Consider the following 13,156-nt stretch of genomic DNA (forward strand, 5'->3'; position numbering starts at 1 on the left):
TACTGGAACTGATTTATTTTTACAGCAAGAATATTTAGGGCAGCCCTATGCAACTTTCCCGATTCACAACCTGGCATAAGTTTTTGCATTGGCAGCACCACCAGCATTTCAAGGGACTGTCTTCTAACTTACTCACACGGTTGATTATTGGTGGTACCACCTTAGTTGTGAGTGCTTCTGCTTACTGGAGTTATCAAGTGGTCAGAAACTTGACGCTTGACAACCTCAAACAAAATGCTTTCTTAGAGGTTCAGCAAGGAGTCAATGAGATTGACAAATGGCTAGCCACTCACAAGGCAGAAGTGGTAACGCTAGCCAACACTGAGACAGCTTTGTCAATGGATTGGTCTGTTGCTCAATCCTATCTAGAGGCAGAAGCAAAACGCCTTGAAGGGTTCCATCATCTAATTTATGCCAATCCAGATGGTTCCTACTACGTTACAGGGCAAGGTTTAGCTCAAGGTAACAATATTAGCGATCGCTTATATTTCCAAGAAGCGATCGCAGGACGAGTTAATGTTTCTGATCCCTTCATCAGCCGCTCGTTGGGCATTCCTAAAATTGGGGTCAACGCCCCCATTGGGCCTGCTGAACGACCCGTTGGCGTATTGAGTGGTGGCATCCGCGTGGATCGCATTGTTCAAGTTACCCATCAGTTGCAGTATGGCTCCGGCAGCTATGCCTTCGCCCTAAATTCGCAAGGACAAGCCATCGTCCATCCTAATCCAGCATTGATGTCAACAATTGAAAGGCCAGCTCCTACTCTAACTGAAGCATCAGATCCAGGCTTAGCTGCGATCTCGCACAAAATGGTTAATCAGCAGCAAGGGATTGAGCTGGTTAACCTCGATAATGTGGGCCAATATATTGCCTACATTCCACTCGAAGAAGCCAATTGGTCAATTGCCTTAGTCATTCCACGAAAGAATATTGAAGCTCAGCTACTGCCTTTGGATGTCATTGCCGTCGTCGTCGTCGGACTAGCGGGCACGATGATTACAGTGCTATGGAAAGTGCAGTCGTTTGAGCAGGCACAACTCAAAAGATCTAAAGCGGCGGCGGAAGCGGCTAAACAAGCGGCTGACGCTGCCAACCAAGCCAAGAGCCAGTTTCTGGCCAATATGAGTCATGAACTGCGGACGCCCCTCAATGGAATTTTGGGTTATGCCCAAATTTTTCAACGTGACAAAACACTGACTTCCAAGCAGCGAGATGGACTCAATGTCATCTATCAGTGTGGCTCTCATCTGCTCAATCTAATTAATGATGTCTTAGATATTTCTAAGATCGAGGCTAAAAAGCTAGAGCTATATTCTACTGATTTTGCCTTGCCCCATTGCTTACATAACATCAAAGAAATTTGCCGCATTAGAGCTGAACAGAAAGAACTAGAATTTGACTATCAAGTTGTTAATTCTCTACCCCGTGCTGTTCATGCCGATGAAAAACGTCTCCGTCAAGTTTTAATTAATCTACTCGGTAATGCTATCAAGTTTACAGATCGAGGGAAAGTCACCTTCAAAGTTGAGGTTTTAGGAAGGAGCAGTAAACCTATTCATCAACAAAGCAATCGTAATACAGAGCTATCATCTGCTGCAGAATATACAATAATTCGCTTTCAAGTAGAAGATACTGGTGTGGGCATGAGTCCAGATCAAATGGCAAGAATATTTCTCCCCTTTGAGCAAGTAGGAGATGATTTGCGTAAGGTTGAAGGTACAGGATTGGGATTAGCAATTAGCCGCCAAATTGTTGAAATGATGGGGAGCGAAATCCAAGTTGAGAGTACTCTAGGCATTGGCAGCAGGTTTTGGTTTGATCTCGAATTTCCAGAAGCAGCCGAAGTAATTGAGCGAGAATGTGCTGCAGCACAAACTGCGATTACGGGATATCAAGGGGAACGACGTACTATTCTACTAGTGGATGATCGCTGGGAAAATCGTGCTGTCATTTCCCATTTGCTGCAACCGATTGGTCTCGAAGTGATTGAAGCAACGAATGGCCAAGAGGGAATAATTCAGGCTCAACGGCACCAACCCGACTTAATCATTACAGATTTAGCAATGCCTATAATGGATGGCTATCAAATGACCCAAGAATTACGGTCACGAACAGAATTTATCAACATCCCTATCATTGCATCTTCAGCATCTGTATTTAGTTTTAATCGCCAACAAAGCCAAGAAGCAGGCTGTAATGATTTTCTCGCTAAACCTGTGCAAGCAGAAGAACTCTTTGAACAACTTCAGCGCTATCTCAATCTAATTTGGGTTCAAGAAATCGCGGAGCTAAATCCTCGCTGTTCAATTGCTACAACACAAGACCAAGCAGATAGTAATGTGCAGGAAGGCTCAGCTCAAGACATGGTTGTGCCACCCGTAAAAGAATTGTTGACGCTTTATCAAGCTGCTCAAGCTGGCTATATTGCTGTGATTGAACAGGAAGCAAGACGAATCAAACAGCAAAACCGAGATTATCGAGCTTTTGCGGACAAAATCTTAGATTTAGTCGATACGTTTGATGATGAATTAATTGTTGATCTTATTCGTCCCTATCTCGCGTAATTCAAGATGCACAAGTTATCTGGTGACTCTATTCTTGTTGTTGATGATATTCCAACTAACATAAAAGTTTTATTCGATCTGCTGTATGACTCTGGTTTCAAAATTTATGTTGCGAAGAGTGGAGAAAGTGCATTAAGCAAATTGCAACAAGTGCGACCAGATTTGATTTTACTTGATGTAATGATGCCAGGAATCGATGGATTTGAAACCTGTCGTCGTTTAAAAGCTGAACCTACCACCAAAGAAATTCCGGTTATCTTTATGACTGCCCTATCTGATGTAGTAGATAAGGTTAAGGGGTTACAGCTAGGAGCAGTAGACTATATCACTAAACCGATTCAACACGAAGAAGTACTCGCTCGTATCAACGTTCACTTAGAACTTCGGCAAGCCCAACTTAAGCTTATTCAGGAAGAAAAAATGTCTTCTCTGGGTCAATTGGTGGCGGGCATCGCTCATGAAATTAACAATCCAGTTAATTTTATTTGTGGTAATCTAGCTCACGCTCATCAATATATTCAAGAATTATTTGGCCTATTTCAACTCTATGAAAGTCATTTAGCTGAGCCCAACATAGAAATTCAAGCTTATTCAGAAACGATTGATCTTGAATTCATTAAACAAGATCTACCCCAATTATTATCTTCGATGAAAGTAGGAACTACCCGCATTCAGGAAATTATACGAGCATTACATTCATTCTCTAGGCTAGATCAAGCTGAATATAAGTCGGTGAATTTGCACGACGGTATTGACAGTACGCTCATGCTCTTAAATAACCGCCTTAAAGTCAAACCGTCGCGTCCAGCAATTGAGATCGCAAAAGAGTATGGTGATTTACCAGAAGTGGAATGCTATCCTGGGCCACTCAATCAGGTTTTTATGCATCTTCTAATGAATGCGATTGATGCGATTGACGAAAAAATAGACCGTAAAGATATCTCTCAAGCAGACTTTGAGCCTCAGATTAGGATTCGTACGAACTGGGTAGATGAACATCAAGAAGTTGTTGTTCACATTGTGGATAACGGTGTGGGTATGTTCCCACAAGTACAGCAGCAGATATTCAATCAGTTTTTTACGACCAAGCCGATCGGTCAGGGAACCGGATTAGGGTTATCAATTAGCTATCAAATTGTCGTAGAGCGCCATCAGGGCCAGCTGTGGTGTAGCTCAGAATTTGGTCAGGGCACCGAATTTATGGTTAAGATTCCTTTAGGCAGTAAATATCAGACACATGAAAGCTGATTCGGAAACTAGAGATAGACCTACAGAGCATTAGCTATTTTCATAGCATTACGCACAAGAACGAAATTATGGCTAAATTTTTTCTTGCGATCGCACCCATCCTAGCTGGCATCGCTGTCGCTGCCGGAGCCTTTGCGGCTCATGCGCTCAAGTCTAAGCTATCGGAAAATGCGTTAGAAATTTTTGAAACGGGTGCTCGCTATCAGATGTATCATGCGCTGGGATTGCTCCTGATTGGCATTCTGCTGCTGCTGGCTCCATCTGGCCAAACCTGGATAACGGTGGCAGGATTTGCCTTTTTAGCCGGAATTGTCCTGTTCTCAGGTAGCCTGTATGGTCTGAGCCTGACGGGGATGAAGTGGCTGGGGCCAATCACTCCGCTCGGCGGCGTTGCTTTTATGGTGGGCTGGGGCTGTCTTGCGATCGCAGCACTTGGCTTCAAAGGATAAACTAAACTCATACTGAAAAGGGAGGCTAAACAGCCTCCCTTTTCGTGTTTTCACTTGTCTCTAGAAATTGGCTAATTGCCTAAATTTCTAGCGGTCTATAGTGGAGCTAACTGAAGCAGCACCAATGGCGCTCGACTCTTTCAGGAAACCACTGTAAGCTTCCATGCCGTGTTCGCTGATGTCTAGACCAACCAGCTCTTCCTCTTCGGTTACGCGGATACCCAACGTAGACTTGAGCGCTAACCAAAAGATTGAGCTTGCGATAACGGTAAACAAACCGATGGACAGAATACCAACGATTTGTGCAATGAGCTGCGTAATGCCGCCGCCATAGAACAGACCGACGATTGCATCTTCTGAGCCAGCCTGGTAGAAGTTGTTGGGATTCGCAAATAGACCGACCGCTAGCGTTCCCCACACACCGCAAACCAAGTGAACGGAGGTTGCACCTACTGGATCATCAATTTTGATGCTGTCAAAGAAGAGAACTGAGAAAACAACCAGTACACCCGCAATCAAACCGATGATGACTGCGCCAAGATAGCCAACAACAGCAGTTCCAGCGGTGATGCCAACTAAACCAGCCAAAATGCCGTTGATGATCATGGACAGGTCAGGCTTGCCAGAGGTGATCCAGGAGGTGATCGTTGCAGCTACACCACCTGCTGCTGCTGCCAAATTGGTTGTTACAGCAATAAAGGGAACATTTGCTGTTGCACCGAGCTCGGAACCTGGATTAAATCCAAACCAGCCAATCCATAGAATTAAACAGCCCAACATCGCCAAACTCATGTTGTGACCAGGGATCGCATTGGTTTGGCCACCGGAATATTTACCGATCCGGGGGCCAAGGAATGCTGCGCCCATCAGAGCTGCCCAACCACCAACAGAGTGAACTACGGTTGAGCCAGCAAAGTCATGGAAACCAAATTCAGCCAGCCAACCACCAGCCCATACCCAGTGACCTGTAATTGGATAAGAGATACCGGTTAGCAGGATGCTGAAGATGAGGAAGTCTACGAATTTAACCCGTTCAGCCACCGCACCAGAAACGATGGTTGCTGCCGTAGCGGCAAATGCGACTTGGAATAGGAAGGACACTGGAACGGTCAAACCTGCAGTTGGATCATTGCCATAGGTTTCAGGACCACCCGACAAGAACCAACCGCCACCTCCAATAAAACCATTGCCACCGGTTCCATACATTAAAGAGAAACCAATAGCCCAATAGGCAAGAGTGGCTAATGCAAAAACGATTAGGTTCTTAGACAGAATGTTGACTGCGTTCTTCTGACGGCAGAATCCGGTTTCTAACATACCGAATCCAGCGTTCATGAAGATAACCAGTACGGCTGCGATAGTAATCCAAATGTTGTCCAAAACGGACTGGATATCGGAATATGGTGCATCCTGAGCATGAGCTGCAGTTCCCCATACAACTGCGATCGCAATTGCCAGTGGGAGGCAAGCAACCCACGTCCAGGACTTCATGCTACGAGGCAGTGCAATCTGGTTAAAGATTGAAACTGGTGAATAAAAATTAATCCCAGAGGACGCCCGTTTTGCTCGCCCCCTAGATCTCTGTGTCATTTCTCTAGACATCATTACTGGAGATTCCTTCTCTTAGGGTCAACACATCTACTCTCCACTGGATAAGTTTGCCTCACCCAGGTTTGAACTAAAGGAGAATCGGTAGTACACGTCAGCGGGAGGCACCGCTCCCAACGGATTCCCGTTACGCTTTGGTTTGGAAAACTTGACCTCAACCAGATAAACCCAATGGATCTTTCACGATTCAGATCAAATCTGACAGTGTTAATGCACTCAAATGCAAAATTTGTGTAAAAAAAGAGTCAAGATGATTGCACCAATTCCACTGAGTTAATTCTGTATTTCCTGATACACTTTCGAGGCAGAGATCGCTGGAATACCGTACGGAGAAGGCTTTAGAGAAATCTGAATAATCCCAAAAATCAACATAGTCTACGTGTATTTTAAGTATCAAATAGCACGCCGTTTTTATTCTTGACTTTTACTGTAAGGTTTGCTGACTCGGTTCAAGCTGGTGACAAGCTGCCGGGCTTAATCGTCTACAAGCCTTGAGGAGTCAAAGCTTAGACTGATTAAGGGTATTAGGAATTTCAATACTGATTCTGGGTTGTTAAACCATAATGCGATCGCACTCCGGATTACACTGGAAATATCGTCGGCTACATTTGCTACATTTGCGCTAGGTAGGCTTGATACCCCAGCTTGTCTAAGTCTGTTTGTTTTTGCATCACCATTTCTAATAGCGATTGCCGATAGGCCAGAATTCGATTCAATAATTCAGGTTGCTGACTACCTAAAATTTGAACGGCCAACAGCCCAGCATTTTTTGCGTTCCCAATTGCTACCGTCGCCACTGGAATGCCTCCTGGCATTTGCACAATTGAGTACAGCGAGTCTACGCCGCTGAGGGTGCTCGTTTTGACGGGTACACCGATCACGGGCAACGGCGTCAAGGCCGCTACCATGCCCGGTAAATGAGCGGCACCACCAGCTCCGGCAATAATCACTTTTAGCCCCCGCTCATGCGCCGTTTTGGCGTATTCCACCATTCGCTCGGGGGTCCGATGCGCGGAGACAATCGCGACTTCGTGAGCAACGTCAAACTGCTCACAAATTTCAATAGCCGCTTGCATGGTTGGCAGATCCGAATCGCTGCCCATGATGATGCCAATTTGAGGTTGAGACATAGATTGTTATTCGTTTGAAAAGCACTCAATTCAAGTATTCTAGTGGCTGGTTGTTCTGTAAATCGCCATGCTGGATCAACAGACTACTCGCGTCACTGATTTGATTAATGCTCGGGTTGTAGGCTACGACGGCCTACAGCGTGTCCAAATTTGCGATCGCATCATCCAGTCCATTCAGCCGATGCAGCCATCTTTAGCGGCTGCATCAAGCCCATCGGTGATAGACATGGCTGGAGATTGGCTCTCCTTGGGCGGCATTGACCTGCAAATTAATGGCGCGTTGGGCTTGGCATTTCCTGATCTAAATGCACAGAATGCAACGAAACTGGTTGAAATTGGCCAGTTTTTGTGGAATCAGGGCGTAGACGGCTATCTGCCGACTCTAGTTACAACCTCTATTGACAAGATTCAGACCGCTCTCGCTGCGATCGCACCTTCTGTCCGCCAGCCCCAACCCGATGCAACGACCGCTCAGATCCTCGGTGTTCACCTGGAAGGCCCCTGTTTGAACGCTGAAAAACGCGGTGCTCATCCGGCAGAACACCTACAGCCGCTGTCTCTGGACAGTCTGCGGCAGATTCTGGGTGAGTATACCGACGTGGTCAAGGTGATTACCCTCGCACCCGAACTCGACCCGACTGGAGAAGTGATTCCCTATCTGCGATCGCACGGAATCACCGTTAGCCTTGGCCACTCCCAAGCCACAGCCGCTCAAGCTCAAGCAGCCTTTGATCAGGGTGCAACAATGGTGACGCACGCCTTTAATGCCATGCCGGGGCTGCATCACCGCGAGCCGGGATTACTAGGAGCGGCGATTGTCGATCCGCGTGTTCAGTGTGGCCTAATTGCTGATGGTCAGCATGTGTGTTCCACAATGATGGACATTCTGTTGCGCGCCTCACGTTACGAACAGGGCCTTTTCCTGGTCAGTGATGCCCTGGCTCCGTTGGGACTGTCTGATGGTCGCTATCCCTGGGATGAGCGCGAAATCGAAGTGGTTCAGGGGACGGCACGACTGCTGAATGGGACTCTTTCTGGCACGACGCGCCCACTGCTGGATGGAGTGAAAAACCTGGTGGATTGGGGCTTATGTGATTTGAAAACTGCGATCGCACTCGCTACCCTCGCTCCTCGTCGCGCAATTGGTTTGGTGGATAGTTACATCGGCCAAGCTGCTCATTTGCTGCGCTGGCAGGGTACGACTTGGTCACGGCTGTTTGAGCCGAACACCCATTAACAAAACGTAATCAACAAACACCCCCGCATCTTGGCATGCTTGTAAACGCATGCTAATTTCGGTAACGCTTTAATACACGTTTTCATTCCGTACTCAACTCATCCCGCACTTTATTAAGACTATGCCGACCACCACTACTGACGATAAAACTGTTGTTCGCGAATATTTCAACTCTACAGGCTTCGACCGTTGGCGGCGCATCTACGGCGAGGGCGAAGTAAATAAAGTGCAGTTGGATATTCGCAAAGGTCATCAGCAAACCATTGACACCGTTTTGGCTTGGCTGCGCGACGATGGCGATACCGCAGGTCGCAGTATTTGTGACGCTGGCTGTGGCACCGGTAGCCTCAGCATTCCGCTGGCCGAAATGGGTGCAAACGTTTATGCGACCGATATTTCAGAAAAGATGGTCGGAGAGGCGAAAGAGCGGGCCACCGAACTGAATGGTCAAGCACCAACGTTCGAAGTGAAAGACTTAGAAAGCCTGTCCGGCAGCTATCACACTGTCATTTGCCTGGACGTGCTGATCCACTATCCTCAGGACAAGGCAGCCGACATGATTCAGCACCTCAGCTCATTGGCTGAATCGCGCCTAATCCTCAGCTTTGCGCCTAAAACCTTTGCCTACAGCCTGCTGAAGAAAATTGGTGAGTTTTTTCCTGGCCCCAGCAAAACCACGCGAGCTTACTTACACAAAGAGTCTGATGTGGTTACCATCCTGGAGCGCAATGGCTGGCAAATTAAGCGCAACGGCATGACCAAGACCCAGTTTTATTTCTCCCGAATCCTGGAAGCAACCAAATAAGTTCTGTCTGGATTTTAAGTATGAGTATAGTGGTTCCGTCGCCATGCTCATGCTCATGTCTAGATATAGCAATGGCTAGGTGTGTCAGGTAGGGACATTTTATGGAGCAGTTCAACCGCCCCACAAAATGTCCCTGTCCTAACTTAGCTGGCTACAGCGATATTTCTAGATTTTGAGTTTATGGCGGTCAATTGATTTGGGCAGGCTAAGATTGCGGATATTTGAGATCCGGACTTGGATCTTGACTTAAACTTTGCGATCGCAGTTGAACAACGGCTATGAAATTACTGAAGTGGATATTTGGAGGATGCTTTGCCACCGCTGGTCTACTTTGGTTGCTGCTGTGTATTGCGATCGCAGCGGTTGAAAAGTTCGAAGATCCTTCTGAGCGAGTTAACATCTTGGCCGCAGGCTTTGTAATGGGTTTGCCGCCCAGCCTGCTCGGCGGCGTGTTGCTATGGAGCGCTTACCAGCAAGGGCAACGCGAGTATCACAATCGGCTGTGGAACGCCTTTTACGAGTTAATTCAAACTGACGGTGGTCATATTTCAGCCCTGAGCTACGCAATGAAAGCGAAGGTAACTGGGGAAGTTGCGCGGCAGTTTTTAGATGCGCGATCGAGAGAATTCAATGGTCATTTTCGCGTCAGCGCTGAAGGCGATATTTCCTACTGGTTCAGTCCTCAGCTTGGGCAAGGTAAACCGTCATATCAGCTCGACCAGGTCTTAGATCCGTTACCTCTGGATACTTTGCCGCTAGAATCTTCACCGGAATCGACTTATCCGGAGCAAGAACTATGAAACTGGTTAAGCGAATTGCGGCTGGAGTACTTCTAGCATGGGGCTTTATCTGTGCAGTCCGAGTCGTTGATGTATCGCTGGCGCGACAAATTGATCCACTTGATCGACGCAATATTATTGTGGCCTGTTTAATGCTTGGCACTCCGGCTTTGGCAGGTGGTGGCTGGCTCGTATGGCAAGAACAGCAGCGACGAGAGCAACAGATTGACAAGCGACTGCAAGCCGTCTTCTTTCAACTGCTGCGTCAAGGGGAAGGTTATATCTCGGTCTTACCCTTCGCTATGCAAACCGAGCTGAATGCCGCCGAGGCTAAAGCTTATCTCGATCAGCGAGCTAGAGACTTCCAAGCTGATTTTCAGGTCAGCGAGACGGGGCAAGTCTTCTACTATTTCGATATCAATGGCATAAGCTCCAAGCAACTCGGTGGTGCGGTCGCGTTAGAGCGGTTTGACGTCGTCTTAGAGTCGTTCCCGTCCCATGAGCGACGATTGGTCATTCGAGCCATCAAGCAAATCCGCGATTGCTCTTGGAAGGAGGCGAAAGCACTCGTAGACTATGTTCCTTTCCCAGTGCAGCAAAACATTGACCGCCCATTAGCAGAAGCAGCTCAACGCAAACTCGCTGCAACGGGTGCAAGCGTGGTTTTGATTCTAAAGAATGCGTAGCAACCAGATGGATACCAATATGAAATCCGCTTGAAAACCAAAGCGGATTTCAAGCGGATTGATGGGGTATATGTTTTGTTGTCTATGTTTTTATCGAAAAAGCCTTTGTCAGAAAGCTCTGTGCAGACAAGTTACTCTACATGAGTCGAGGTCATTGACTGCTGCAATGATTTCAGTCCTTTCTTAATCCGGCGCGAAACCGTAACGGCACTGATGCCTAAGCGCTCTGCGGTTTCTTTTTGCGTCAAGTCCTGCAAGAAAACGAACTCTAGAACTTCTCGGGTGCGATTTTCGAGTTGGGACAGACACTGCTGAAGTCGAATTTGGTCTTCCTGAGCCAGTTGGAAACTCCGATAACGAGCATCGGGAATTAAATCTCCCAAAGATGCAGTATTTTCGTCGTCTTCCCGCATGGGAGCATCTAAACTGAGCGGCTCTTTGTTGCGACCTGCTAGCTTAATCTCCTGCCATTCGCTGACCTCAACTTCCAAGTAGGTAGCCACTTCTAGGTCTGAGGGATAGCGACCCGTTTCAGATTGGAACTGTCGAGTAAACCGAATGGCTTGTCGCTGCAAACGCTGCCAGCGTCTGGGAATGCGTAGCGAACTAGCTTTATCTCTCAAATAGTGCTGAATTTCACCACGAATATAGGGAATTGCAAACGAACTAAACGCATGCCCTTTGGATAGGTCAAATCGTTCAATTGCACGGATTAGACCGAGACTGCCGATCTGAACGAGATCATCATAGAGTTCAGTACACTGATTCACCCAATGGTGAGCCTCTTTGCGTGCTAGCCCGATATTGAGCTGCACCAGCCGATTTCGGAGTTCGGGAGAGGGCGATTGCTGATATTGACGCAACAGCTCAAGGGTTTCGCTTTTCAGTTCGTGGTGACAAGTGGTAGGCATGACGACATCAGGAGGTAGATTGCAGGACTGGTATCAGAGGAAGAACAACTGTCATTCATTTGGTGCTTCCTAGGATGGCGATGTGCCAAACAGTGCGCAAAGACAATTCAAACTTAGTACCAACATTATTCAGTTAGGGACAGGTTTATCAACCTCATTTCTACTGAATCCTGCATAAACAAGTAAGTTCCGGTAGTTTATAAAAAGCTGTCTCTTATGGTCGAAAAACTATGCAATCTGGTCAGGATCGATAGTTGAGATAGATGCAACAAAATGTAACTCTTATGCATAATTCGTAATTGCTCAACCCAGTAGCCAATCGGACTGCTGAGAGGTAAGGGCACGAGAAATGGCATCAAAGGCAGACATGCCCTGACGTTGTGCAGTATTGATCAGAGATCGCACCTGAGCGAACAACTCGGCTCCCCAGTCGGATCGAAATCCGTTAGTCACCTTGCGAAAGACCACACTCCAGCGCAACGCTTGCTCACTCGCATTATTGGTCGGCGGGATGGTCTCATCGGTCAAAAACAGCAACAGATGAGAACGAATCTTTCGATAACGTTTGAGCAACCGCTGCCCCTCAAGCGATTGAGGGTTGAGATTCAAAATCTCCCGCAGTGAACCGCGAAATCGAGCGCCATACTGCTCGACGGTCGAGGCCGCCAGAGTGTGTCGTCGTCGTTGCAGAGCAATGGCTTTGAGCAACAGCCGTTTCATCCGAGGAGCAAATAGGTCATCGCCAGCATCGATGGCATACTGACAATCACGCAGTTGATGGGCCAAACACACTTGCCACTCGTTTGCCGGATGGGCTGTCTGAGCACTGAACAAATCCGAGACCCACACCTGAGGCCGATGACCGTCCATCACCTCGTCAATGACAGCTTTTCCTCGGCTCGGACGAATCACATGCAAACAGACCTGCTCGTTTTGAAACACCCACTCCCACTGGTTGACTCCATTTACCCGTGCCCCCGTCTCATCACTGCCGACTAGACGAGCACTGCGTAAGCGCTCCACAATCTGGGCCACCGGGGATTGAAGTTGAGCCTGCACTCGTTTCAGTAGATTGGCAATGGCTCCTTCCGACAAGCTCAGACCCCAGAGGTCGCTCATCAACTGGCTCAGCCGCTGATAGCTGATGGCATGACGGTAGCGCAGATAGGTGACTAGACTTGCCACACTCGTGCCAAAGGGAGAACCGGGTTCCAACCCAACTGGAACGGGAGCCTCATACGTCTTTTGACAACACGGACACACCCCGCCATAGCGTTCCACCCGCGTGATGTCAGGGGTGAGCTGAGGCAATTCAATCCGCTCGTAAATCCCGCTCAAGCGCTGCGCCGAACGGTCAACCTCAGCTCCACAGTGGGGACAGCTCTTGGCTTGTGCCACCACCACTTGATTGGGCTGTTGACTTAATTCTCGCCCACCGTCACGGTGGCTTCCCGTTTCTTCCGATGGACTAGCCATGGGTTCACAGCGGCTCTGATTGGGTTTGAAGCCCTTGGAGGGAGGCAAACTCGAATTGCGCGACGTTTTCTTTACCCGCTTTTGCTTCAGTTGTTCGACTTCTGCTCGCAACCGTTGCAGCTCCTGCCACAGCCCTTGAATCAGGGCATCTTTTTCGGCGGGGCTTAATCCATCGAGTGGGGGCAGTTCTGTCATGGCAAAAGCTTATCATCTTCTCTCAAAGCCGTGCTTGGGTCAACCGAGTTGAGCAATTACCATAATTC

The 13,156-nt window shown here is 47.8% G+C and carries 11 protein-coding genes; 7 read left to right on the forward strand and 4 right to left on the reverse strand.

Annotated elements, in window-relative coordinates; translation table 11 throughout:
- The first annotated feature begins 47 nt into the window (after positions 1-47).
- From AC286M_RS10375 to AC286M_RS10385, 3 genes are all read left to right on the forward strand, one after another.
- Positions 48-2,564 carry a hybrid sensor histidine kinase/response regulator gene (locus AC286M_RS10375; protein ID WP_488204312.1) on the forward strand — a complete coding sequence of 839 codons (2,517 nt, stop codon included), beginning with the start codon at positions 48-50 and terminating at the stop codon, positions 2,562-2,564.
- A 6-nt stretch (positions 2,565-2,570) separates the two neighbouring features.
- Complete coding sequence (locus tag AC286M_RS10380; RefSeq protein WP_488204313.1) at positions 2,571-3,812, forward strand: sensor histidine kinase; 1,242 nt, start codon at positions 2,571-2,573, stop codon at positions 3,810-3,812.
- A gap of 68 nt (positions 3,813-3,880) precedes the next feature.
- Positions 3,881-4,261, forward strand: a complete 381-nt coding sequence (locus tag AC286M_RS10385) for a DUF423 domain-containing protein (RefSeq protein ID WP_488204314.1) — start codon at positions 3,881-3,883, stop codon at positions 4,259-4,261.
- A gap of 87 nt (positions 4,262-4,348) precedes the next feature.
- Here the strand turns inward: AC286M_RS10385 and AC286M_RS10390 are convergent, their stop codons facing one another.
- Positions 4,349-5,752, reverse strand: coding sequence for an ammonium transporter (locus AC286M_RS10390; RefSeq protein WP_488204315.1), 1,404 nt, complete (start codon positions 5,750-5,752; stop codon positions 4,349-4,351).
- A gap of 728 nt (positions 5,753-6,480) precedes the next feature.
- A complete protein-coding gene (gene purE, locus AC286M_RS10395; protein ID WP_488204316.1) occupies positions 6,481-6,999 on the reverse strand; it encodes a 5-(carboxyamino)imidazole ribonucleotide mutase in 519 nt (172 codons plus the stop codon).
- A 67-nt stretch (positions 7,000-7,066) separates the two neighbouring features.
- On the opposite strand from purE, the gene nagA reads away from it, so the two are divergent.
- From nagA to AC286M_RS10415, 4 genes are all read left to right on the forward strand, one after another.
- On the forward strand, positions 7,067-8,236 hold the full coding sequence (gene nagA / locus AC286M_RS10400) for an N-acetylglucosamine-6-phosphate deacetylase (protein ID WP_488204317.1): 1,170 nt from the start codon (positions 7,067-7,069) through the stop codon (positions 8,234-8,236).
- A gap of 121 nt (positions 8,237-8,357) precedes the next feature.
- A complete protein-coding gene (gene bchM, locus AC286M_RS10405; protein WP_488204318.1) occupies positions 8,358-9,041 on the forward strand; it encodes a magnesium protoporphyrin IX methyltransferase in 684 nt (227 codons plus the stop codon).
- Positions 9,042-9,319: 278 nt separating this feature from the next.
- The gene (locus tag AC286M_RS10410) at positions 9,320-9,841 is read left to right on the forward strand and encodes a hypothetical protein (RefSeq protein ID WP_488204319.1); all 522 of its coding nucleotides are present in this window, start codon (positions 9,320-9,322) and stop codon (positions 9,839-9,841) included.
- Positions 9,838-10,506, forward strand: a complete 669-nt coding sequence (locus tag AC286M_RS10415) for a ribosomal protein L7/L12 (protein WP_488204320.1) — start codon at positions 9,838-9,840, stop codon at positions 10,504-10,506. Before AC286M_RS10410 ends, AC286M_RS10415 begins: the two co-directional genes overlap by 4 nt.
- Before the next feature lie 131 nt (positions 10,507-10,637).
- Here AC286M_RS10415 and AC286M_RS10420 read toward each other — a convergent pair whose 3' ends face one another.
- Both AC286M_RS10420 and tnpC read right to left on the reverse strand, forming a co-directional pair.
- On the reverse strand, positions 10,638-11,417 hold the full coding sequence (locus AC286M_RS10420) for an RNA polymerase sigma factor SigF (protein WP_488204321.1): 780 nt from the start codon (positions 11,415-11,417) through the stop codon (positions 10,638-10,640).
- 303 nt (positions 11,418-11,720) lie between these two features.
- The gene (tnpC, locus tag AC286M_RS10425) at positions 11,721-13,088 is read right to left on the reverse strand and encodes an IS66 family transposase (protein WP_488202877.1); all 1,368 of its coding nucleotides are present in this window, start codon (positions 13,086-13,088) and stop codon (positions 11,721-11,723) included.
- Between the last annotated feature and the right edge of the window lie 68 nt (positions 13,089-13,156).

It is taken from the genome of Thainema salinarum CENA647, assembly GCF_057732415.1.